The organism is Nocardioides taihuensis (assembly GCF_042657275.1).
Taxonomy (GTDB): Bacteria; Actinomycetota; Actinomycetes; order Propionibacteriales; family Nocardioidaceae; genus Nocardioides; species Nocardioides taihuensis.
This window is the reverse complement of record NZ_JBHSKD010000012.1, coordinates 88,632-109,293: the sequence shown is the minus strand read 5'-3', so window position 1 is coordinate 109,293 and position 20,662 is coordinate 88,632. Positions and strand designations below refer to the sequence as shown.

The window sequence follows — 20,662 nt, the reverse complement described above, 5'->3', positions numbered from 1 at the left end:
CACTTCGGGCTGTGGCGCAGCTTGGTAGCGCGCCTCGTTCGGGACGAGGAGGCCGCAGGTTCAAATCCTGTCAGCCCGACCCACACCGGATCCCCGGTCCTCGCACGAGGGCCGGGGATCCGTGGTTTCCGGGGCCCCTCGCTTCGGCATACTCCCGCCATGGCTGACGACGACCACGACGAGCCGTCGCTCGAGCTCCCCTCCTTCGGTCTCGGACGACGCCGGGCACGCAAGGACCGGTTCGTCGAGCCCGACCCGCTGACCGCGCCCCTCGAGGAGGTGGAGGCGCACGTCGAGGAGGAGCCGGCCCCGGTGCCGGCGACCCGGCCGCTGTTCGTCGAGGAGACCGCCGAGGCAGCGCCGGCCGCGCCGGCCGCCGCCCCGGCCCCGGCCCCCGCCCCGGTCCGTGGGGCGCGCCGTCAGGCCCGGCCGAGCCGGACCCCGCGCTCGGCGGGCGGCGTCGTCGCCGTGCTCGCCACCGGGCTGCTCGTCGGTGCGCTGACGGTCGGGCTGACCTGGCTCGGCCAGCGCGGCTGCGAGGCCGTGCGGGGCACGTCGTCGTGCGGCGCGCCGGGCCTGCTCCTGCTGCTCGCGATCCTGACGGCGATGGTGCTCCTGGGCGCGGGCGCTCTGCGCCTGGCCCGCGTGCCCGACCCGGGCAGCACCGGCTTCCTCGCCGTCGGCCTGCTCACCGTGTTCGCCCTGCTGTTCCTCGTGGGCTCGCTCTTCGAGTGGTGGGTCGTGATCGCCGTCCCGCTGCTCTCGGGGCTCACCTTCGTGCTGTCGCACCGGGTGACCACGTCGTTCGCCGGCGAGGACGCCGACGCCTGAATCGCCGTTCAGGCCGACGGACCGCCCGACTACCGGACCGAATTGTCGACTTCCGGATGGTTATTTCGGTCCGACAAGGACCAATTCACGGGTTGACCCGTGAATTGCCCCCTCACCGCGCCGCGACGAGCTCCGCGATCTGCACGGTGTTGAGGGCGGCGCCCTTGCGCAGGTTGTCGTTGCTGACGAAGAGCGCGAGGCCGCGGTCGTGGTCGACGCCGGGGTCCTGGCGGATCCGGCCGACGTACGACGGGTCGCGGCCGGCGGCCTGGAGCGGCGTCGGGATGTCGCTCAGCTCGACGCCCGGGGCGGCGGCGAGCAGCTCCTGGGCGCGGGCGACCGTCAGCGGGCGCTCGAACTCGACGTTCAGCGCGAGCGAGTGGCCGGTGAAGACCGGCACCCGCACGCAGATGCCGCTGACCCGCAGGTCGGGGATGCCGAGGATCTTGCGCGACTCGTTGCGCAGCTTCTGCTCCTCGTCGGTCTCGCCGAGGCCGTCGTCGACGATCGACCCGGCCATCGGGAGCACGTTGTAGGCGATCGTGCGCGCGTACTTCTCCGGCTCGGGGAAGCTCACCGCCTCGCCGTCGTAGGCGAGCTCGCGGGCCTTGTCGCCGGCGGCGGCCACCTGGGTGGCGAGCTCCTCCACGCCCGCGACGCCCGAGCCGGAGACGGCCTGGTAGGTCGAGGCGACCATCCGCACCAGCCCGGCCTCGTCGTGCAGCGGCTTGAGCACCGGCATCGCGGCCATGGTCGTGCAGTTGGGGTTCGCGATGATCCCGCGGCCCGCCGCGATCACCTCGTCGGCGTCGCCGGGGTTGACCTCCGAGACGACCAGCGGAATCGCGGGGTCGCGGCGGAAGGCGCTGGAGTTGTCGACGACGATCACGCCGGCGTCGACGAACGTCGGGACCAGCGCCCGCGACGTCGTGGCACCCGCCGAGAACAGCGCGACGTCGAGGCCGCTGGGGTCCGCGGTGGCGGCGTCCTCCACCACGACCTCGCGGCCGGCGAACGGCAGCACCGTGCCGGCCGAGCGCGCGGAGGCGAAGAAGCGCACCTGGTCGACCGGGAAGTCGCGCTCCTCGAGGATCTGGCGCATCGCGACGCCGACCTGGCCGGTGGCACCGACGACGCCGATGTTCAGCCTGCGTGCCGCCATGTCAGCGCCCCGTCCCGCCGTACACGACCGCCTCGACCTCGTGGGCGTCGAGGTCGAACGCCGTGTGCGTCGCCTGGACGGCGGTCGGCACCTGCGCCTCGTCGACGATGACCGAGATCCGGATCTCGGAGGTCGAGATCATCTCGATGTTCACGCCGGCCGAGGCCAGCGCGGCGAAGAACCTCGCGGTGATGCCGGGGTGGCTGCGCATGCCGGCGCCGATCAGCGAGACCTTGCCGATCTGGTCGTCGTAGAGCAGCTTGTCGTAGCCGACCTCGTGCTGGAGACGCGCCAGGGCGCTCATCGCGGTCTGGCCGTCGGCACGCGGCAGGGTGAAGGAGATGTCCGTGCGGCCGGTGGCGGCCGCGGAGATGTTCTGCACGACCATGTCGATGTTGATCTCGGCGGCGGCCAGCGCCTCGAAGATCCGGGCGGCCTCGCCCACCTTGTCGGGCACGCCGACCACGGTGATCTTGGCCTCGCTGGTGTCGTGCGCGACTCCGGCGATGATGGCCTGCTCCATGGGCTGCTCTCCTGCGTCGTCGTCGGGGATGATCCAGGTGCCCTCCTTGGTGGAGAACGAGGAACGGACGTGGATCGGCATCTGGTAGCGCCGGGCGTACTCGACGCAGCGCAGGTGCAGGATCTTGGAACCCGAGGCCGCCATCTCCAGCATCTCCTCGGTCGAGACCCGGTCGAGCTTGCTGGCGGTCGGCACCAGGCGCGGGTCGGCGGTGAAGACGCCGTCCACGTCGGAGTAGATCTCGCACACCTCCGCGCCGAGAGCTGCGGCCAGCGCGACCGCGGTGGTGTCGGAGGCGCCACGGCCGAGCGTGGTGACGTCCTTGGTGTCCTGCGAGACGCCCTGGAAGCCGGCCACGATCGCGATCGCGCCGTCCGCGATCGCGGCCTCGATGCGGCCAGGCGTGATGTCGATGATCTTCGCCCTGCCGTGGACCGAGTCGGTGATGACGCCGGCCTGCGAGCCGGTGAACGACCGGGCCTGGTGGCCGAGCTGGGCGATCGCCATCGCGAGCAGGGCCATCGAGATCCGCTCACCGGCGGTGAGCAGCATGTCGAGCTCGCGCGGCGGCGGCAGCGGCGTCACCTGCTCCGCGAGGTCACGCAGCTCGTCGGTGGTGTCACCCATGGCCGACACCACCACGACCACGTCGTGACCGTGCTTGCGGGTCGCGACGATGCGCTGGGCGACCCGCTTGATCCCGGTCGCGTCGGCGACCGACGAGCCGCCGTACTTCTGCACGACAATGCCCACTGCTGCTGCTTCCCTCGAGGCCTGGCTGGTCCCGCCCGGGTGCGCGCCGTTGCGCGGGCGGCGAAGTGATGAGTCTACCGAGGCGCCGTCTCGCCGCTCTCCAGCATCTCATTGGCCGCGGCGACCCGCTCCTCCTCGCCGGTGATCTCGGCGTCGAGCCGGTCGTGTGCCACCACCGACAGCAACGCGTTGAGCGCCGCGCCGGCCAGGTTGCCCCACGACGACACGTAGGAGAACTGCCACCACCACAGGGCCTCCTCGACGTCGCCGAGCCGGTAGTGGCGCAGGCCGTTCTCGAGGTCGTAGGCGATGCTGGTGAGGTCGTCGGAGAGCTGGCTCTCCACCACCTCGGGGTCGTAGGGGTCGAACACCAGGCTGTAGGTGTCGGCACCGCCGAGCATCTCCGCGAGCCGCAGCCGCATCTGGTCGAGGTCGGGCTCGGGGCCGACGTCGGGCTGGTACTCCTCGCGCGGCGTGAAGTCGCGCTGCGCGCCGAGCCGGGCGCCGGCGAGCAGGACCTGGCTGATCTCGAGGAGGAGCAGCGAGACCGAGCGGCCGGCGTCGCCCTCCGCGGCGATCGCCTTCAGCGCGATCAGGAAGCTCTCGACCTGGTCGGCGATCTGCTGTGCGAACTCCACGGTCTCGGAGTCGTGCACGGTCTCAGTCATCGGCGGATCGCCTCCCAGCGAATGCTCGGCCCAAGGTGACCTCGTCGGCGTACTCGAGGTCGCCACCTACGGGTAGTCCACTGGCCAGCCGCGTCACGCGCAACCCGAGGGGCCGCAGCTGGCGGGTGAGATAGGTCGCGGTGGCCTCGCCCTCGAGGTTGGGGTCGGTCGCCAGGATCACCTCGGTGATCTCGCCGTCGGCGAGGCGGGTCATCAGCTCGCGCATGCGGAGCTGGTCGGGGCCGATGCCGTCGATCGGCGAGATCGCCCCGCCGAGCACGTGGTAGCGGCCGCGGAACTCGCGGGTGCGCTCGATCGCGACGACGTCCTTGTACTCCTCCACGACGCACAGCACGGCCGGGTCGCGCCGCGGGTCGCGGCAGATCCGGCACTGCTCGTCCTCGGAGACGTTGAAGCACACCGAGCAGAAGCGCACCTTGGCCTTGACCTCGATGAGCACGTCGGCGAGGCGTCGTACGTCGACCGGGTCGGCCTGCAGCAGGTGGAAGGCGATCCGCTGCGCGGACTTCGGCCCCACGCCGGGCAGCCGGCCGAGCTCGTCGATGAGGTCCTGGACGATCCCCTCGTACATGACCCCCCGCTACCCGAGCCCGGGCAGCCCGCCGCCACCGGCGAGCGGCCCGAGGGCCTCGGACGCCAGCGCGTCGGCCTGCGCCTTGGCGTCACGGAAGGCGGCGACCACCATGTCGCCGAGGTCGGAGAGGTCGTCGACGTCGGAGCCGTCGAACTGACCGGTGGCGATCTGGACCCCCACCAGGTCGCCGACGCCGTTGATCGTGACCGTGACCGCGCCACCCGCGACCGTGCCCTCGACCGTGGTCTCGGCGAGGCGGGCCTGGGCGTCCTGGAGCTGCTGCTGCATCTGCTGGGCCTGCTGCATGAGCGCGTTCACGTCGAATCCGCCGGCGCCACCGAGCGCGTCGAAGGGGTTCTGGGTCATCAGGTCCTCGTTTCGTGGGGGCTGGTCAGGAGCGGGGGGTCTCCTCGATCACCCGCGCCCCGAGCTCGCGCTCGAGGAGGCCGGCGGTGTCGAGGGACGCGTCGTCGTCGGCGTCGGGGTCGTCGGGGTGGGCGTCGGCGTCGGCGAGCGCGCGTCGCTGCTCGGGGGTGTCGGTGGAGGGCCGGATGGTGGAGATGTTCTCGCGCGCGGCCGCGATCGACTGCGGGTCGGCCGGACGACGCACCGGTGCGGCGGGGCCCGGGTCGTCGTCCGCGGGCGGCTCGGGGGCCGGCGGCACCTCGTCGGCCGGCGGCGGGACGGGCGCGGGGTCGGCGCCAGGGTCGGCGCCAGGGTCGGCGGCAGGGTCGGCCGGCGCGGCCGGCGCTGCGGGTGCCGGGCGGTGCGCGGCCGGCTCGGCCGTGGCGCCGGGGTCGACGATCGCCTCGATCCGCCAGTCGACGCCCACGACGTCGATCGCGGCCTGGCGCAGGATCTCGTCGCACCCGCCACCCACGAAGGAGTCACGCGCACCGAGGTTGGTGAAGCCGAGAACCAGCGTTCGCCCGTCGAGCGAGATCACCTGGCAGTTCTGCGTCAGGTGCATCCACGCCACGCGGCGCCGCAGCTTGGTCGCCTCGACGACGTCGGGCCACAGGCGGCGTACCTCGACCAGCGTCATCGCGCCCGGCTCGGGAGCGGGAGCGGTCTCGTGCGTCGCGGCCGGCGGCTGCGGTGCGGGCGCGGGAGTCTCGGGCGCCGCGGCGGGCTCGGCCACCTGCTCGGCGACCGGCTCGGCGACCGGCTCCACCGGGGCCGGGCGCGCCGTCGCGGGCTCGGGCTCGGGCTCCGGCGCCCGCTCGGGGGCCGGGGTGGGCGCGACGGCCGCGGGACGCGGCGCGGCAGTGACGGGGGTGGCCGGGGCGGCGTGCGTGGAGCCGTCGCGCAGCACGGCGGGGCTCGGGTCGCCGCCGGTGATGGACACCCGCTTCTCGAGGCGCTCGAGCCGCGCCATCATGCCGTCGACCGGGTGGTCGGCGGCCGGCAGCAGCACGCGCGCGCAGATCAGCTCGAGCAGCAGCCGCGGCGCGGTGGCGCCGCGCATCTCGGTCAGGCCGGTGGCGACCAGGTCGGCGGCGCGGCTGAGCTCGGCCGCGCCGAACCGCGCGGCCTGCGCCATCAGCCGCTCGCCCTGCTCCTCGGAGACGTCGATCAGGCCCGTCGTCGGGGCGTCGGGCACGGCGGAGACGATCACGAGGTCGCGGAGCCGGCGCAGCAGGTCCTCGGCGAAGCGCTGGGGGTCCTGTCCGGTCTCGATCACGCGGTCGACCACACCGAACACCGCCGCGCCGTCGCCCGCAGCGAAGGCGTCGACCACGTCGTCGAGCAGCGTGTCGGGGGTGTAGCCGAGCAGGCCGGTGGCCAGGGCGAGGGTCACGCCCTCCGACCCGGCGCCGCCGATCAGCTGGTCGAGCACGGACAGCGAGTCACGGGCCGAGCCGCCACCGGCGCGCACGATCAGCGGCAGCGCGGCCGGCTCGACGGCGACGCCCTCGCGCTCGCAGAGCTCGGCGAGGTAGGTCGACAGCAGGCGCGGCGGGATCAGCCGGAAGGGGTAGTGGTGGGTGCGCGACCGGATCGTCGGCAGCACCTTGTCGGGCGCCGTGGTCGCGAAGATGAAGCGCAGGTGGGGCGGCGGCTCCTCCACCAGCTTGAGCAGGGCGTTGAAGCCCTGCGGGGTGACCATGTGGGCCTCGTCGATGATGTAGACCTTGTAGGGACTCCGCACCGGGGCGAAGAAGGCCTTCTCGCGCAGGTCGCGGGCGTCGTCCACGCCGCCGTGCGAGGCCGCGTCGATCTCGATCACGTCGATCGACCCCGGGCCGCCACGGGCGAGGTCGCGACAGCTCTCGCACTCGCCGCACGGGTCGGCGGTGGGCGCCTGGGCGCAGTTGAGCGTGCGGGCGAGGATGCGCGCGGACGTCGTCTTGCCGCACCCGCGTGGCCCCGAGAAGAGGTAGGCGTGGTTGACCCGGTTGCCCGCCAGCGCGGCCCGCAGCGGCGTGGTCACGTGGTCCTGGCCGATGACGTCGGCGAACGTCTCCGGCCGGTAGCGGCGGTAGAGGGCCAGCGGGGAATCCACGCCTGAACACTAACCACCGGTCCCGACACCCGGTAGGCGGCCGCCACCGGGAGACGAAGAGGCCCCCCGCGCACCCGACAGAGCTCGCTTACCCTTGCTGCCTTCCGGCCCTGGGGGAGTTCGGCAAGATGCCGCCACGCGGGGGGTTGCGCAGGAGTCTAGGTGGAGCCGGCGGAGGCTCCCAAGTCGGGGGCGGGCGATTTCCCCGGGCCGTCCGCGTCCTTGTAGTCTCCTCCGCGGAGGATTCGCCTAGTGGCCTATGGCGCTCGCTTGGAAAGCGGGTTGGGTTAACAGCCCTCAGGGGTTCGAATCCCCTATCCTCCGCCAGGTTCGCACCGAAGGGCGCCGCACGCGCGGCGCCCTTCGTGCGTCGCGAGCCGGGCGATGTGGTCGGCCGCCGGGATCAGGGCCGACGCAGCGCCTCGAGCCGCCCACGCAGGTGGTCGCGCTCGACCTCGTTGTCGGCGAGGGCGATCGCCTGCTCGAAGGCGCGGGCGGCGTCGGCGTCGCGGCCGAGGCGGGCGAGCAGGTCGGCCCGGACCGCGGGCAGGTAGCGGAAGGCGGCGAGCTCGCCGCCACGCTCGATGAGGTCGACCTCGACCAGCGCGGCCTCCGGACCCCGGGCGGCGGCGAGCGCGACGGCCCGGTTGAGGCGGACGACGGGCGAGGGCCACGCGGCCAGCAGCGCGTCGTACAGCACGACGATCTGCGCCCAGTCGGTCTCCTCGTACGACGGGGCCTGGGCGTGCAGCAGGGCGATGGCCGCCTGCAGGGTGTAGCGGCCGGGCGGCCCGGCCCGCAGGGCGCCGGTCACCAGTGCGTCGGCCTCGGCGACGGCCTCGGCGTCCCACTGCACGCGGTCCTGGTCGGCCAGGGGAACCAGGCGTCCCGCGTCGTCGACCCGGGTGCCGCGTCGGGCCCGGGTGACCAGGAGGAGCGCCAGCAGGCCGCGGACCTCGGGCTCGTCGGGCACCAGGTCGTGCAGGGTCCGCGCCAGGTGGAGGGCCCGGTCGGCGAGCTCGTCGCGGACCAGCGACGGCCCCGAGGGCACTGCGTGCCCGGCGGTGAGCAGGAGGTACACCACGCCGAGCACCCCCTGGAGCCGACCGGCCCACTCGTCCTCCGGCGGGACCCGGAAGGGGATGCGGGCGGTGGCGATCTTCCGCTTGGCCCGGGTCAGCCGGGCGGCCATCGTCGGCTGCGGCACCACGAACAGGCGCGCGAGGTCGCGCGTCTCGACCCCGCACACGAGCCGCAGGGTGAGGGCCAGCTGGGCCTCCGGTGCCAGCGCCGGGTGGCAGCAGAGGAAGACCAGCCGCAGCGTCTCGTCGCGGATCGCGTGCTCCTCCTCCGCCGGTGCGAGGGCCCGCCCGTCACCCGCCGCGTCGTCCTCCTCGGGGACCACGAGCAGGGGCAGCTTGCTGCGCAGCACCTGCTCCCGCCTCACCACGTCGACGGCCCGGCGGCGGGCCGCGGTGACCAGCCAGCCCGTGGGGTTGGCGGGCACCCCGTCGCGGGGCCACGTGGACATCGCCGCGGCGTACGCCTCCTGGACGCACTCCTCGGCGACGTCCAGGTCGCGGCTCACGCGCGCCGCCGCGGCGACAGCGGCTGCCCAGCCGCGGCGGTGCGCGTCCGCGAGAGCGGTGACGGTGTCAGCCGGTGGCGGTGGGGTCACTGCGCCCCGTCCTGGCGGACGAAGCCGCCCGCCACGGGCCGCACCTCGACGCCACCGCCCTGACCCAGCACCGGGTTGCGCCGCGCGACCGCGAGCGCCGCATCGAGGTCCGTGGCCTCGATCACGTAGAACCCGGCGACGATCTCCTTGGTCTCCACGAAGGGGCCGTCGGTCATCACGTCGCCGCGGATCGACGTGGCCACGTCGCGCGGCTCCAGGGCGAAGGCGGCGACGAGGCCGCCGGACTCCTCGAGCTCGCGCCCGTGCTCGTCGTGGGCCGCGGTGTCGTCCGCGGTGGCCTCCGGGCCGTGGGCCGAGTCGTCGGCGTAGATGAGGATCGCGTACTGCGCCATCGGTGGTGTCCTTCCGTCGTCGGTGGTCTGCCTACCACTACGTCGAACGGGCGGCGAGGAATCGACACGGGTCAGCGGCGGCGGACGAGGAGTGGTCGCAGGAGCAGCGCCAGCACCAGCACGGTGCCGCCGACCAGGGCCCACCACAGTGCGCGCTCACGGGCCGGGTCGAGGGGGTCGGCGCGGGGAGCGGGGGACGCGGCGGCCGGGAGCGGTGGGACGCCGGAGCCCACGCCAGCGCCGTGGTCGTCGAGGGCGTCGAGGCCTGCCGCTCGATGTTCGAGGGGTGAGGGCCCGGGCCGCGATCAGTCGGGCAGGCTGAGCTTGAAGCCCGGCAGGTCCTTGAGGTCCCAGGTCGCCTCGAAGGTCCGGGTGTAGCCGGTGTGCGACACCCGCCAGCCGTCCGGCGTACGCCGGTAGACGTCGTCGTAGAACGCCGCACCCTCGAGCCGGAAGCCGAACTCGGCCGAGAGCACCTGGTCGTAGAGGTACCAGCGCCCGGTGGCCATGTCGCCGTCGATGCCGATCTCGGGGTGGTGCACCTGGTGCATCGTCACGATCTCGCGCGGCAGGTTGGTCCGCATGTAGTCGACCAGCGCCGCGCGGTCCTCGAACGACAGGCCGGCGTAGTCGGCCGTGGCCTCGGGCACGAAGCACGCCTCGAAGTCGTCCCACTGCTTGGTGTCCAGGGTGCGCAGGTAGCGGTACTTCAGCTGACGGATCTGCTCGAGGTCGTCCACTCCAGCACGTTAGCGGTCGCGGGGCGGCCCGGCAGCCGTTCGAGCAGACCCGAATTTCCCGTCCCGTCACGCGCCGCCCACGCACGTCACCCGGCCGTAACGCCGGGTCAACCTCCCGTCGACACACGCCGTCCACGCTGGTGCCACGCCAACAGGCACCACCGACCGACCCGAGGAGGCCACCCGTGGACCACCACCCCGAGACCACCGACGCCGCTCCCGCACACGCCGAGGAGTACGACGAGAGCCGACGCTGGCTCAGCCGCGAGGAGCACCGCGAGCTCTTCCGGCTCCGGCGCGTCGCAGCGCTGACCGCCCTGCTCGAGACCCGCCGCGACCTGCGCGGCGTGATCAGCGTGGCCGACCACCTCGACGACGCGGTGCGCTGGTCGGCGTGATCTCGAGGGCCGTCGCGCGGGGCTGGGCCGCGCGGCGGCCCTCGTTACACTCACGGCGTGATCTTCAAGCGCGTCGGTGACGGCCGGCCCTACCCGGAGCACGGGATGACCGCCCGGGCCTGGGCCGCGGTGCCTCCGCGCCAGGTGCGACTCGACGAGCTGATCACCACCAAGGACACCCTCCAGCTGGCCACCCTGCTCGACGAGGACTCGACGTTCTACGGCGACCTCTTCGCCCACGTCGTGGAGTGGCGGGGGGAGTACTACCTCGAGGACGGCCTCCACCGCGCCCTGCGGGCCGCGCTGCACCAGCGCAACGTCCTGCACGCCCGCGTGCACGCCGTGGCCGGCTGATGACGTCGATCGCCCGGTCGGCCCTCACCCTGGCGGGGCTCACGCTCCTGCTGGTGCTGGCCACGTGGTGGGCGTGGTCGGCCGTGACGGAGCCGCTGCCGGGTGGCGGGGGCTCGACGGCGGCCTGCACCGACAGCCCCATCAGCGAGGGCGAGAAGGTCTACCCCGGCGCGGTCACCGTGAGCGTGCTCAACGCCAGCGAGCGCAACGGCCTGGCCACCGAGACGCTGTCGCAGTTCCGCGACGCGGGCTTCGACACCGCCTCGGCCGCGAACGCACCCGACAAGGCCGACGTGCGGTACGCCGAGATCTGGACGCCCGAGCCGAAGAACCCCGCGGTCCTGCTGGTCGAGAGCCGCCTGGGCAAGCAGGCGAAGGTGGTCAGGAAGGGCGACCCCGGCACCGGTGTCGTGGTCGTCGTGGGAGACGGGTTCACCAGCCTCACCGACGGCAAGGACTTCGTCACCGCGTCGTACGACACCGAGATCTGCAGCCCCAGCGGCTGATCCCCGGCCGCCACGTCATGCGTTCTGCCGGTCCCGACCGCCGAACCGTATGACGTCCGCACGTCTGACGGTCAGCCGCGACCCGGCGGCGTCGACCTGCCCGGGCCGAGCCACTGGGCGAGGCGGCCGCCGGCCGAGACCTGGCGCAGGCGGTTCTCGGTCTTGTCGCGCACCTTGCGCGGCGTGACGACGAGCAGGTCGTCGCCGTGGCGCAGGACGGTACGCCGCTCGGGGACGATGATCTCCCCGTCGCGGATCACCAGCGAGACCGAGGCGCCGACGGGCAGCCGCAGCTCGCCGACCTCGACGCCGTGCATCTTCGAGGCCGGACTGATCGACACCTGCAGCAGGTCGGCGGCGATCCGCTCGAGCGGGGCGGCCTCGACGTCGAGCCCGCGCGGCTCGGAGCGGCGGGCGACCCGCAGCACCCGCGCGGCCATCGGCAGCGTGGGCCCGGTCAGCAGCGTGTAGACCACGACCATCACGAAGACGATGTCGAAGAGCTCGGCGGCATCGTCGACGTTCTCGGCGAGCGGGATCGTGGTGAGGACGACCGGCACGGCTCCCCGCAGCCCGGCCCACGACACGAACGCCTGCTCCCGCCAGGGCATCCGGTGCCGCGGCTCGGCGACCGCGGCGCTGATCACGACCGACAGCGGCCGGGCCACGAACGTGAGCACCAGCCCCGCGGCGAGGGCCAGCCCGACCGTGGCGGGGTCGATGCGCGCGGGCGAGGCGAGCAGGCCGAGGGTGACGAAGAGGCCGATCTGCGCCAGCCAGGCGACGCCCTCGGCGAAGGAGCGGGTGGCCGCGCGGTGCGGGAGGTCGGTGTTGCCGAGCACCAGCCCCGCGACGTACACCGCGGCGAAGCCGGACCCGTGCAGGGCGGAGGCCCCGCCGTACCCGAGGAAGCAGAGCGTGACCACGGCCAGGGGGTAGAGGCCCGACGACGGCAGGGCCGCGCGCCGCATCACCCAGCCGCCGGCGAAGCCGACCGCCAGCCCGACCGCGACGCCGAGGACGAGCTCGCCGAGGACGATGCCGACGACCTCGAGGGGGCTGCTGTCGGCCACGACGCCGGTCGAGACGAGGGTGACGAGCACGACGGTCGGGGCGTCGTTGAGCCCCGACTCCGCCTCGAGCACGCCCGTGAGCCGGCGTGGCAGCGGGATCACGCGCAGCACCGAGAAGACCGCCGCCGCGTCGGTCGGCGAGGTGACCGCGCCGAGGAGCACCGACAGCTCCCACGACAGCCCGAGCAGGAAGTGCGCGCCGAGCGCCACGACGGTCACCGAGACCGCGACCCCGACCGTGGCCAGCACCGCGCCGAGCCGCATCGACGGGCGCACCTCGGGCCAGCTCGTCGTGAGGCCGCCCTCGGCCAGGATCATCGCCAGCGCCGCGAAGCCCAGGGCGTGGGCGAGCTCGGCGTCCTCGAACTGGATGCCGACCCCGGCCTCGCCGAGGACCACGCCCATGAGCAGGTAGAGCAGCAGCGAGGGCAGGCCGGCCCGGCTGGAGACGCGCACGGCGAGGATCGCGAGGATCGTCACCGACGCGCCCACCAGCACGAAGCTGTCGAGCTGGTGGACGTCGAAGGTCAAGGAGCACCTCGCGGTCGGTGCGGGCGGCCGTGGGCAGGCCTCACCCTACCGGGACACCTCTCCCCAGGAACTGGAACGTGTTCTAGTCTGGGCGCATGGTGGACGCCCCGCTCGACCCGCTGCCGGCGACCCTGCCCGCGGATGCGCTCGGCGCCGGGGCCGGGGGCGCTGACGGCGACGCCGGCACGGCGTACGACGTGGTGGTGGTCGGCTTCGGGATCGCCGGCGGCTGCGCGGCGCTCGAGGCCGCCCGCGCCGGTGCGCGGGTGCTGCTGCTCGAGCGGGCGGCGGTGCACGGCGGCACGTCGTCGATGTCGGGCGGCCACTTCTACCTCGGCGGCGGCACCGCGGTGCAGCAGGCCACCGGCCACGCCGATTCGCCCGACGAGATGTATGCCTACCTCGAGGCGGTCTCGCTCGACCCCGAGCCGGACAAGATCCGAGCCTACTGCGACGGCTCGGTCGAGCACTTCGACTGGCTGGAGTCGCTCGGCTTCGAGTTCGAGCGCTCCTTCTACCCCGAGAAGGCGGTGATCCAGCCCGGCACCCAGGGGCTGATGTACACCGGCAACGAGAAGGTCTGGCCCTTCTGCGAGCGCGCGGTGCCGGCGCCACGCGGGCACAAGGTGCCGGTGCCCGGCGACACCGAGGGCACCCGCCTCGTGATGGACCTGCTGCGCGACCGGGTCGAGGAGGCCAGCGTCGAGGTGCGCTACGAGACCGGCGCGACCAACCTCGTCGTCGACGACGAGGGCGCGGTTGTCGGCCTGGCCTGGCGGCGCTTCGCCGAGACCGGCGTCGTCCGCGCGGGCGCGGTGGTGCTCGCCGCGGGCGGCTTCGTGATGAACGCCGAGATGGTCGCCCGGCACACACCGGCGCTGGGCTCGAAGCTGTTCACGCTGGGCTCGACGTACGACGACGGGCTGGGCATCCTGCTCGGGGCCTCGGCGGGCGCGGAGCTGCGCCACATGGAGGAGCCCTTCATCACCGCGCCGTTCTACCCGCCGTCGAGCCTGGTGACGGGCATCGTCGTCAACAAGCTCGGGCAGCGGTTCGTGGCCGAGGACAGCTACCACTCGCGCACCAGCGGCTTCGTCATGGACCAGCCCGACCAGGTGGCCTACCTCGTCGTCGACAGCGAGCACGTCGAGCACCCGGCGATGCCGCTCGTGCCCTTCATCGACGGCTGGGAGACCGTCGAGGAGATGGAAGCCGGGCTCGGCCTGCCCGCCGGGTCGCTGGTCGCGACGCTCAACCGCTACAACGAGCACGCCGCGCGCGGCGAGGACCCCGACTTCCACAAGCAGCCCGCCTGGCTGGCCCCACAGGACACGGGGCCTTGGGGCGCCTACGACCTGTCGCTCGGCAGGGCGCTCTACGCCGGCTTCACCCTCGGTGGCATCCGCACCACCGTCGACGGCCAGGCGCAGCGGCCCGACGGGTCGGTGGTCCCCGGCCTGTACGCCGCCGGCGCCTGCGCCTCCAACATCGCCCAGGACGGCAAGGGCTACGCCTCGGGCACGCAGCTCGGCGAGGGCTCGTTCTTCGGGCGTCGGGCGGGTCGGCACGCGGCGGCCTCCGCCGGCTGAGGGGCGGCCGGACGCCGTCCTGTCACGGCCGCTGGACCAGGGCCAGGACGACGAGCACCGTGCGCACGGCCCCGAGCAGGGGGCCGAACGGCAGCGCGAAGCCGATCCAGAAGACGGCCTCCACCGGGAGCAGCGCGAGCGCCAGCCACAGGCCGGCCGTCTGGTCGCGCCAGAGCAGCACCCCGACCACGACCTCGGCGGCGCACACCGCGACGAACGCCAGCAGGAGCCGCACGCTCGTCGGCACACCCCATCCCTCGAACGGGCCTCCGCCGTACGTCGGGAAGCCGAGGAAGGTCCACACCTCACCGTGGCGGGTGAGGTGGCGCGCGCCGTACAGGCCGGGCAGGCCGAAGCCCAGCCCCAGCACGAACGAGCACAGCGCGGCGGCCCGCGTCGTGGTCATCAGCCGCGCGTGTCCTTCCACAGGACGTGGCCGAGGGCCGCGAACAACACCATCCACGCGGTGATCGAGAGGCGCGCGAGCACGAACGGGCCCATGATCGCGGGGATCATCGGCACGAACACCCAGACCCCGGCGGCCAGCACGACGACGCGGCGCCAGCCGTCCCACACCCCGCCGCGTCGCACGGCGAGGCCCGCCAGCACGAGACCGACCCCGGTGACGATCGTGGTCACGCCGTACGCCGTGTCCAGCGCGCCGGTGCCCTCGCCCGGGTAGCTCGAGTGGCGAGCGGTGATCGCGAGCAGCTCGGTCACGGCGAGTCCTGCCATGCCCAGCCCGGCGAGGCCGACACCCCAGCGGGACAGGGCACCCGGCGCCATCACCCCGGCCACGCCCAGGGCTGCGATCCCCGCGAGCAGCCCGAGGTGCTGCACGAAGAACCAGGCCTGCGCGGCCGCGAAGCCGGCGGCGGTGAGCGGGTAGCTGTACATGTCCTCGGAGACCTGGCCCGGCCACACGGCGAGCGCGATGCCGCTGAGCGCGCCCAGCACACCGGCCACCAGGCAGGCGAGCCCGGCACCGGGCACCCAGGTCGGGGCCGCTCCCGTCCGGGTCGGTCCGACGTCGACGTTCGTCATGGTCATCACCCCTGTCGGCCGGCGGCGGCACCGGCGTGGCGCAACGAAAGTGTTCAGGTAACCTGAATACTCTGCTCACGTGGTGGTGTCAATGGATCCGCGTCCGAACACGGTCTCGATGCTGGGCCAGGCCTACAGCCTGCTCGGGTTCCAGGTCGTGGAGGGGGTGGTGGGCGCTGGCTACCCGCAGAAGCCGAAGCACTCGGCCGTCTTCGCCCAGATCTCGCCGGAGGGGTCCCGCCTGACCGAGCTCGCGCACCGGGCAGGCATGACGCCCCAGTCGATGGCGGAGATCGTCGACGAGCTCGTCGAGCTCGGGTACGTCGTGCGTCGCCCCGACCCGGCCGACCGCCGTGCGAAGCTGGTCGTCCTGACGCGACGAGGCCGCGACGCCGTGGCCGCGGGGCGACGGACGATCGAGGGCCTGGAGGACCGGGTCACCGAGATCCTCGGGGAGCGGGGGCACCGCGACCTGCGCCGGCTGCTGGGCAAGCTCCTCGAGGCCGAGACGCCCTAGGGGGCGGGCTGCGGTCTGCGAGAGGATCAGGCCATGAGCACGACCGACCGCTGGGGGGTGGCGACGCGGGCGAACGTGCCGCCGTTCCACGTCATGGACCTGCTGGCGGCGGCCGAGACCCGGCGCCGCACGCACGGCGACGTCGTCAACTTCGTGGCCGGGCAGCCGAGCACCGGCGCACCCGCGACCGTGCGGGCCGAGGCGGTGCGGCTGCTGGAGTCGGACGACCCGCTGGGCTACACGGTCGCGATCGGCATCCCCGAGCTGCGCGAGCGGATCGCCGAGCACCACCGCGCACGGCAGGGCGTCGACGTGGCACCGGACGACGTGGTGGTGACCACCGGGTCGAGCGGCGGGTTCCTGCTGGCGTTCCTCGCGGCGTTCGACGCCGGCGACCGGGTGGCGATGGCGCGGCCGGGCTACCCCTGCTACCGCAACGTGCTGACCGCGCTCGGCTGCGAGGTGGTCGAGCTCGACTGCGGGCCGGAGACGCGGTTCCAGCCGACCGTGGCCCAGCTCGAGGAGGCGGCGGCCGGTCCGGGTGGGCTGGTCGGGGTCGTCGTCGCGAGCCCCGCGAACCCGACCGGCACCATGCTCCTGCCCGAGGAGCTGGCGGCGATCGCGACCTGGTGCGAGCGCGCGGGTGTGCAGCTGATCTCCGACGAGATCTACCACGGCATCGAGTACGCGCCGATCGACGGACACCCCGCGCTCGCCCGCTCGGCCTGGGAGACCTCGCGCGAGGCCGTGGTGTTCAGCTCGTTCTCCAAGTACTTCTCGATGACCGGCTGGCGGATCGGCTGGATGCTGGTGCCCGAGCGCCTGCGCCGCGCGGTCGACGTGCTCACGGGCAACTTCACGATCTGCCCGCCCGCGCTCGCCCAGCGCGCAGCGGTGCACGCGTTCGACGACGCGGCGTACGCCGAGCTCGACGGCCACGTCGCGCGCTACGCCGACAACCGGCGGCTGCTCCTCGACGGTCTCCACCGGCTCGGCCTCACCCGGCTCGCCCCGGCCGACGGTGCCTTCTACGTGTACGCCGACGTCGGCCACCTCACCGACGGCTCCATGGCCTTCGCCCACGACCTGCTCGCCCGCACCGGAGTCGCACTCGCCCCGGGCGTCGACTTCGACACCGAGGTCGGTCACCGCTTCGTCCGGCTCAGCTTCGCCGGCCCGCGCACCGACGTCGAGACGGGCCTCGAGCGGCTCGCGGCCTACCTGGCCTGACCCGGCACCCTCATGCCAGGTCGTGCACGAACTCGCCGAGCTGGGCGAGGTTGCGGCACTCGACCATCGGCACGATCGCGCCGTACGAGCTCGCGGCGGAGTCGCCGGTGTCCCAGTGGCGCGGGTGCTCGGGGTTGAGCCACCACGCGTGCCGGGCGGCGCCGGCGAGCTCGCGGAGCACCGGCAGCGCGAGGTCGCTGTAGTTGGAGCGGGCGTCGCCGAGCACGAGGAGCGAGGAGCGCGGACCGAGGGCGTCGCGGTGGTTCTCGGCGAACGTGGTGAAGGCCCGGCCGTAGTTGGTGCGCCCCCACAGGGCCGCGTGGGCGGTGCTGGCGGCGAGGTCGGTCATCACCTGGGCGACGTCGGCGCCCGGGCGGAAGTACGACGTCACCTCGTGCACGTGGTCGATGAACGTGAACGCCCGCACCGACTGGAACTGCTCGCGCAGGGCGAAGACCAGCAGCAGGGTGAACTGCGCGAAGCTCGCCACCGACCCGCTGACGTCGCAGAGCACGACCAGCTCCGTGCGGTGCGGGCGCTTGGGTCGGTGGTGGGTCGTGATCGGTACACCGCCGGTCGAGATCGACGCGCGCACGGTGCGCCGGAAGTCGAGCGGGCCGCGCCGGCGGGCGTGGTGCTCGCGGGTGAGCCGGGTGGCCAGCCGCCGCGCCAGCGGGTAGATCTCGCGGCGCATCGCGTCGATGTCGGCCCGCTTGGCGGCGGTGAAGTCGATCCGGTCGATGCTCGGTCGCACCGCCACGTCGGCCACGTGGTCGGCGCCCTTCTCCTCTGCGATCCGGCGCCGCGCATCGGCCTCCACCAGCCGCGCGAAGCCGGCGAGCCGGCGGTCCGCCACCCGCCGCGCCTCGTCGGGGGCGCGGCCCTGCTCGAGCAGCGCGGCCACGATCCGCGCGACCAGCTCGGCGGGCGCGATCCGCTGCAGCGCGGTGTACGCCGACCACGACGACAGGCCGGGACCCCGCCCCGGCATCGCCCCGAACCGCCCGACCGCCTCGACCGCGAGCCGCGCCAGCTCCTGGTCGTCCCCGCCGGCGAGGGCGTCGGAGAGCTCCTCGCGGAAGCCGGCCAGCTGCGCCCCGCCGTCGCGCACCGAGGCCTCGCCCTCGCCGGCCCGGTCGTCGTCCCGGTCGTCCTCACCACCGCCGAGGCCCGCAGCCCCCTCCCCCACCAGCCGCGGGAAGTAGAGGTCGAAGAGCGTGTCGAAGGTCGGTCGCTGCGCCTGCTTCTTCACCAGCGTCGCGGCGTAGGCCGCGTGGACGGTGGCGCGGTCGTCCCACGGCAGCGCGCGCAGGGCCGCGATGGCGTCGAGGTCCTCGGCCAGCGAGACCGGGACGCCCGCGGACCGCAGGGCCTCGAGGAAGGCCACGTGCCGGTCGAGCAGCCCGCTCACGGCGGCACCCTCAGCCCCGCAGCCGCAGCTCGCGCACGGCCCGGTCGTGGTCGGAGGCGTGCTTGAGGACCACGCCGAGGGTCTCGGCCACGGCCGCCTCGTCGAGGGTGCCGATCTCCAGCGCCAGGAGGGTGCGCGCCCAGTCGACCGACTCGGCGATCGACGGCGCCTTCTTCAGCTCCAGCTCGCGCAGCCGTCCCACGGTGGCGACCAGCTGCTCGGCGACCACGCGGTCGAGGTCGGGCACGAGCGAGGTCACGATCGCCGTCTCGCGCGCGGCGTCGGGGTAGTCGAGGTGCAGGTAGAGGCACCGGCGCTTGAGCGCCTCGGACAGCTCGCGGCTGGCGTTGGAGGTCAGCACCACGAGCGGCCTTCGTACGGCGGCGACCGTGCCCAGCTCGGGGATGGTGACCTGGAAGTCCGACAGGATCTCGAGCAGCAGACCCTCCACCTCGACGTCGGTCTTGTCGACCTCGTCGACGAGCAGCACGGTCGGGTCGTCGCGGCGGATCGCGGTCAGCAGCGGCCGCGTCAGCAGGAACTCCTCGGTGAAGACGTTGTCGTGGGTCTCGCTCCACGACTCGTCGCCACTCGCCGCCTGGATGCGGAGCAGCTGCTTCTTGTAGTTCCACTCGTAGAGCGCGCGCGCCTCGTCGAGCCCCTCGTAGCACTGCAGCCGCACCAGCTCCGCGTCGCACGCCCGCGCGACCGCCTTGGCGAGCTCGGTCTTGCCGACGCCCGCCGGACCCTCGACCAGCAACGGCTTCTCCAGGGCGCCGGCGAGGTAGGCCGTGGTCGCGGTCGCCGCGTCGGCGAGATAGCCGGCGGAACCGAGGCGGTCGGCGGCGTCGGCGGGCGAGGAGAACCAGGTCACCGCGCCATCCTCCCGCACCTGCGGGTCGTGGAGACGGGGTGCCGAGGTCCGGACCGGACGCGCGCCCGGCCGTGACCCTCTCCCCGGGGTCGTCGTTGGGCCGGTGTGTCCCTGACGAGCGTGCTGCTGCCCCACCGGGCACCCCGGGCGGCGGCCCCCGGGCCGTCGGAGTCCCGCGGGTCACGCCTCGCCTCGGTGCTCACGACAGCCCTGGGCACCACCCTCGCGGGCTTCTGCCTGAGCGTGCTGCTGCTCGGCCCCGCCACCGACCTGACCGGGGTCGAGCCGACCGCCCGGCCGGTGGTCGAGTCGGGGACGGCGCGGGCGACTCCGGTCGAGGCCCGGCTCATGCGCCGCTACGACTGCTCGACCGACGGGCTGGTGCCGACCGCGATCCCCCGGTCGGCGATCGTCCGCGACCCCGACGGACGCGTGCACGCCGTGAGCTTCGACCGCGGCTGGCAGATCTACCGCCAGCACGGCCCGCGCACCCTGGTGGCGGTCTGTCTGCGCCCCCTGCGCTAGTCGTCCGGACCCCGGTCCGCCCCGGCGGAGCTGCCGTGCCGGCCCTCGCCGGCGACGAACCGTGCGGCCCCCTCGGCTTCCTCCGTGAGCGAGAACAGGCCGTGCGCCAGCTCGTTGGCCAGGGCGGCCTCCTCGGTCAGGCCCTCCTGCTCCAGCAGCGAGAGCCGGTCGTGGCGCAGGCAGGTCTGCGGCAGCGCCGCGAGCTCGTGGCCCAGCGCGACCGCCGCCGCCAGCGCCGTGCCCGGGGGCACCACCCGCTCGACGAGCCCGATCCGCAGGGCCTCCTCGGCACCCACGGGCCTCCCGGTCAGCACGAGGTCGAGCGCGCGGCCGGTGCCCACGAGCCGCGGCAGCCGGACCGTCCCGCCGTCGACCAGCGGCACGCCCCAGCGCCGGCAGAAGACCCCGAGCACCGCGTCGTCCGCGGCCACCCGGAGGTCGCACCAGAGCGCGAGCTCGAGGCCGCCGGCGACGGCGTACCCCTCGATCGCGGCCAGCACCGGCTTGCCCAGGCGCATCCGGGTCGGCCCCATCGGCCCGTCGCCGTCCTCCTCCACGCGGTTGTCGAGCGCGTGGAGGTCGGCGCCGGCGCAGAAGGTGCCGCCGTCCCCCGTCAGGACGGCGACTGCGGCGTCTTCGTCCGCGTCGAAGGCGCGGAAGGCCGCGGCGAGGGCGGCCGCGGTGGCGCGGTCGACGGCGTTGCGGGCAGCGGGGCGGTCGAGCACGACGACGGTCACCGGTCCGTCGCGCTCGACCCGGACGGCGGGCCGTGCGGTCACGCCGGTCAGCGTAGGGGGTGAG

24 protein-coding genes, 2 tRNA genes and 1 other RNA gene are annotated in these 20,662 nt (G+C 73.8%); 10 read left to right on the top strand and 17 right to left on the bottom strand.

Going from position 1 to position 20,662, the window contains the following annotated elements:
* Window positions 1-5: 5 nt before the first annotated feature.
* Window positions 6-79 (top strand) — tRNA-Pro (locus ACFPGP_RS13035).
* A gap of 80 nt (window positions 80-159) precedes the next feature.
* On the top strand, window positions 160-831 hold the full coding sequence (locus ACFPGP_RS13030) for a hypothetical protein (protein ID WP_378590753.1): 672 nt from the start codon (window positions 160-162) through the stop codon (window positions 829-831).
* 112 nt (window positions 832-943) lie between these two features.
* On the opposite strand, the gene ACFPGP_RS13025 is transcribed toward ACFPGP_RS13030, so the two are convergent.
* The 7 genes from ACFPGP_RS13025 to ffs form a co-directional block, all read right to left on the bottom strand.
* Window positions 944-1,993, bottom strand: a complete 1,050-nt coding sequence (locus ACFPGP_RS13025) for an aspartate-semialdehyde dehydrogenase (protein WP_378590751.1) — start codon at window positions 1,991-1,993, stop codon at window positions 944-946.
* Window position 1,994: 1 nt separating this feature from the next.
* A complete protein-coding gene (locus tag ACFPGP_RS13020) occupies window positions 1,995-3,269 on the bottom strand; it encodes an aspartate kinase (protein ID WP_378590749.1) in 1,275 nt (424 codons plus the stop codon).
* A gap of 74 nt (window positions 3,270-3,343) precedes the next feature.
* Window positions 3,344-3,937, bottom strand: coding sequence for a DUF5063 domain-containing protein (locus ACFPGP_RS13015; RefSeq protein WP_378590747.1), 594 nt, complete (start codon window positions 3,935-3,937; stop codon window positions 3,344-3,346).
* A complete protein-coding gene (recR, locus tag ACFPGP_RS13010) occupies window positions 3,930-4,529 on the bottom strand; it encodes a recombination mediator RecR (protein WP_378590745.1) in 600 nt (199 codons plus the stop codon). The genes ACFPGP_RS13015 and recR overlap by 8 nt, the downstream gene beginning before the upstream one ends.
* Before the next feature lie 9 nt (window positions 4,530-4,538).
* A complete protein-coding gene (locus ACFPGP_RS13005) occupies window positions 4,539-4,898 on the bottom strand; it encodes a YbaB/EbfC family nucleoid-associated protein (RefSeq protein WP_378590743.1) in 360 nt (119 codons plus the stop codon).
* Window positions 4,899-4,923: 25 nt separating this feature from the next.
* Window positions 4,924-7,038, bottom strand: coding sequence for a DNA polymerase III subunit gamma and tau (locus ACFPGP_RS13000; protein WP_378590742.1), 2,115 nt, complete (start codon window positions 7,036-7,038; stop codon window positions 4,924-4,926).
* Window positions 7,039-7,095: 57 nt separating this feature from the next.
* Window positions 7,096-7,186: signal recognition particle sRNA small type (gene ffs, locus ACFPGP_RS12995), an RNA gene on the bottom strand.
* A gap of 90 nt (window positions 7,187-7,276) precedes the next feature.
* On the opposite strand from ffs, the gene ACFPGP_RS12990 reads away from it, so the two are divergent.
* Window positions 7,277-7,365, top strand: a tRNA-Ser gene (locus ACFPGP_RS12990).
* Between the two features lie 76 nt (window positions 7,366-7,441).
* Here ACFPGP_RS12990 and ACFPGP_RS12985 read toward each other — a convergent pair.
* The 4 genes from ACFPGP_RS12985 to ACFPGP_RS12970 form a co-directional block, all read right to left on the bottom strand.
* The gene (locus tag ACFPGP_RS12985) at window positions 7,442-8,626 is read right to left on the bottom strand and encodes an RNA polymerase sigma factor (protein WP_378590740.1); all 1,185 of its coding nucleotides are present in this window, start codon (window positions 8,624-8,626) and stop codon (window positions 7,442-7,444) included.
* 86 nt (window positions 8,627-8,712) lie between these two features.
* Window positions 8,713-9,069, bottom strand: coding sequence for a YciI family protein (locus ACFPGP_RS12980; RefSeq protein ID WP_378590739.1), 357 nt, complete (start codon window positions 9,067-9,069; stop codon window positions 8,713-8,715).
* 71 nt (window positions 9,070-9,140) lie between these two features.
* Window positions 9,141-9,302: a hypothetical protein gene (locus tag ACFPGP_RS12975; protein WP_378590738.1), complete on the bottom strand. Its 162-nt coding sequence runs from the start codon at window positions 9,300-9,302 to the stop codon at window positions 9,141-9,143.
* A gap of 72 nt (window positions 9,303-9,374) precedes the next feature.
* Window positions 9,375-9,809 carry a nuclear transport factor 2 family protein gene (locus ACFPGP_RS12970; protein WP_378590737.1) on the bottom strand — a complete coding sequence of 145 codons (435 nt, stop codon included), beginning with the start codon at window positions 9,807-9,809 and terminating at the stop codon, window positions 9,375-9,377.
* 185 nt (window positions 9,810-9,994) lie between these two features.
* Here ACFPGP_RS12970 and ACFPGP_RS12965 point away from each other — a divergent pair, with 185 nt between their 5' ends.
* The 3 genes from ACFPGP_RS12965 to ACFPGP_RS12955 are packed head-to-tail and all read left to right on the top strand — an operon-like array spanning window position 9,995 to window position 11,067.
* Window positions 9,995-10,207 carry a hypothetical protein gene (locus tag ACFPGP_RS12965; protein ID WP_378590736.1) on the top strand — a complete coding sequence of 71 codons (213 nt, stop codon included), beginning with the start codon at window positions 9,995-9,997 and terminating at the stop codon, window positions 10,205-10,207.
* 57 nt (window positions 10,208-10,264) lie between these two features.
* Entirely contained in the window at window positions 10,265-10,561 is a 297-nt protein-coding gene (locus ACFPGP_RS12960; protein WP_378590735.1) for a type II toxin-antitoxin system VapB family antitoxin, read from the top strand.
* Window positions 10,561-11,067, top strand: a complete 507-nt coding sequence (locus ACFPGP_RS12955) for a LytR C-terminal domain-containing protein (protein WP_378590733.1) — start codon at window positions 10,561-10,563, stop codon at window positions 11,065-11,067. Before ACFPGP_RS12960 ends, ACFPGP_RS12955 begins: the two co-directional genes overlap by 1 nt.
* A gap of 71 nt (window positions 11,068-11,138) precedes the next feature.
* Here the strand turns inward: ACFPGP_RS12955 and ACFPGP_RS12950 are convergent, their stop codons facing one another.
* Window positions 11,139-12,671, bottom strand: a complete 1,533-nt coding sequence (locus tag ACFPGP_RS12950; protein ID WP_378590732.1) for a potassium/proton antiporter — start codon at window positions 12,669-12,671, stop codon at window positions 11,139-11,141.
* Between the two features lie 95 nt (window positions 12,672-12,766).
* Here ACFPGP_RS12950 and ACFPGP_RS12945 point away from each other — a divergent pair, with 95 nt between their 5' ends.
* Window positions 12,767-14,260 (top strand): FAD-binding protein, encoded by a 1,494-nt coding sequence (locus ACFPGP_RS12945; RefSeq protein WP_378590731.1) that lies wholly within the window; start codon window positions 12,767-12,769, stop codon window positions 14,258-14,260.
* 22 nt (window positions 14,261-14,282) lie between these two features.
* Here the strand turns inward: ACFPGP_RS12945 and ACFPGP_RS12940 are convergent, their stop codons facing one another.
* Window positions 14,283-14,666, bottom strand: a complete 384-nt coding sequence (locus ACFPGP_RS12940; RefSeq protein ID WP_378590730.1) for a hypothetical protein — start codon at window positions 14,664-14,666, stop codon at window positions 14,283-14,285.
* Entirely contained in the window at window positions 14,666-15,304 is a 639-nt protein-coding gene (locus ACFPGP_RS12935; RefSeq protein ID WP_378590728.1) for a hypothetical protein, read from the bottom strand. Before ACFPGP_RS12935 ends, ACFPGP_RS12940 begins: the two co-directional genes overlap by 1 nt.
* Window positions 15,305-15,395: 91 nt before the next feature.
* On the opposite strand from ACFPGP_RS12935, the gene ACFPGP_RS12930 reads away from it, so the two are divergent.
* Window positions 15,396-15,821, top strand: coding sequence for a MarR family winged helix-turn-helix transcriptional regulator (locus tag ACFPGP_RS12930; RefSeq protein WP_378590727.1), 426 nt, complete (start codon window positions 15,396-15,398; stop codon window positions 15,819-15,821).
* A gap of 33 nt (window positions 15,822-15,854) precedes the next feature.
* Complete coding sequence (locus ACFPGP_RS12925) at window positions 15,855-17,051, top strand: pyridoxal phosphate-dependent aminotransferase (protein WP_378590726.1); 1,197 nt, start codon at window positions 15,855-15,857, stop codon at window positions 17,049-17,051.
* Window positions 17,052-17,061: 10 nt separating this feature from the next.
* Here ACFPGP_RS12925 and ACFPGP_RS12920 read toward each other — a convergent pair whose 3' ends face one another.
* The gene (locus ACFPGP_RS12920) at window positions 17,062-18,462 is read right to left on the bottom strand and encodes a vWA domain-containing protein (RefSeq protein WP_378590725.1); all 1,401 of its coding nucleotides are present in this window, start codon (window positions 18,460-18,462) and stop codon (window positions 17,062-17,064) included.
* A gap of 10 nt (window positions 18,463-18,472) precedes the next feature.
* A complete protein-coding gene (locus tag ACFPGP_RS12915) occupies window positions 18,473-19,336 on the bottom strand; it encodes an AAA family ATPase (protein ID WP_378590723.1) in 864 nt (287 codons plus the stop codon).
* 195 nt (window positions 19,337-19,531) lie between these two features.
* Between ACFPGP_RS12915 and ACFPGP_RS12910 the strand changes: the two genes are divergently transcribed.
* The gene (locus ACFPGP_RS12910; RefSeq protein WP_378590721.1) at window positions 19,532-19,861 is read left to right on the top strand and encodes a hypothetical protein; all 330 of its coding nucleotides are present in this window, start codon (window positions 19,532-19,534) and stop codon (window positions 19,859-19,861) included.
* Here the strand turns inward: ACFPGP_RS12910 and ACFPGP_RS12905 are convergent.
* Window positions 19,858-20,640, bottom strand: a complete 783-nt coding sequence (locus tag ACFPGP_RS12905; protein ID WP_378590720.1) for a crotonase/enoyl-CoA hydratase family protein — start codon at window positions 20,638-20,640, stop codon at window positions 19,858-19,860. The two genes, ACFPGP_RS12910 and ACFPGP_RS12905, sit on opposite strands and share 4 nt — an antisense overlap.
* Between the last annotated feature and the right edge of the window lie 22 nt (window positions 20,641-20,662).

Excerpts from the sequence above, each read along its gene's own strand:
- ACFPGP_RS13025 (WP_378590751.1), bottom strand. The coding sequence starts at position 1,993 with ATGGCGGCACGCAGGCTGAACATCGGCGTCGTCGGTGCCACCGGCCAG.
- ACFPGP_RS12935 (WP_378590728.1), bottom strand. The coding sequence starts at position 15,304 with ATGACGAACGTCGACGTCGGACCGACCCGGACGGGAGCGGCCCCGACC.
- ACFPGP_RS13005 (WP_378590743.1), bottom strand. The coding sequence starts at position 4,898 with ATGACCCAGAACCCCTTCGACGCGCTCGGTGGCGCCGGCGGATTCGAC.
- ACFPGP_RS12930 (WP_378590727.1), top strand. The coding sequence starts at position 15,396 with ATGGATCCGCGTCCGAACACGGTCTCGATGCTGGGCCAGGCCTACAGC.
- ACFPGP_RS12980 (WP_378590739.1), bottom strand. The coding sequence starts at position 9,069 with ATGGCGCAGTACGCGATCCTCATCTACGCCGACGACTCGGCCCACGGC.
- ACFPGP_RS13030 (WP_378590753.1), top strand. The coding sequence starts at position 160 with ATGGCTGACGACGACCACGACGAGCCGTCGCTCGAGCTCCCCTCCTTC.
- ACFPGP_RS12940 (WP_378590730.1), bottom strand. The coding sequence starts at position 14,666 with ATGACCACGACGCGGGCCGCCGCGCTGTGCTCGTTCGTGCTGGGGCTG.
- ACFPGP_RS12945 (WP_378590731.1), top strand. The coding sequence starts at position 12,767 with ATGGTGGACGCCCCGCTCGACCCGCTGCCGGCGACCCTGCCCGCGGAT.
- ACFPGP_RS12955 (WP_378590733.1), top strand. The coding sequence starts at position 10,561 with ATGACGTCGATCGCCCGGTCGGCCCTCACCCTGGCGGGGCTCACGCTC.
- recR (WP_378590745.1), bottom strand. The coding sequence starts at position 4,529 with ATGTACGAGGGGATCGTCCAGGACCTCATCGACGAGCTCGGCCGGCTG.
- ACFPGP_RS13015 (WP_378590747.1), bottom strand. The coding sequence starts at position 3,937 with ATGACTGAGACCGTGCACGACTCCGAGACCGTGGAGTTCGCACAGCAG.
- ACFPGP_RS12925 (WP_378590726.1), top strand. The coding sequence starts at position 15,855 with ATGAGCACGACCGACCGCTGGGGGGTGGCGACGCGGGCGAACGTGCCG.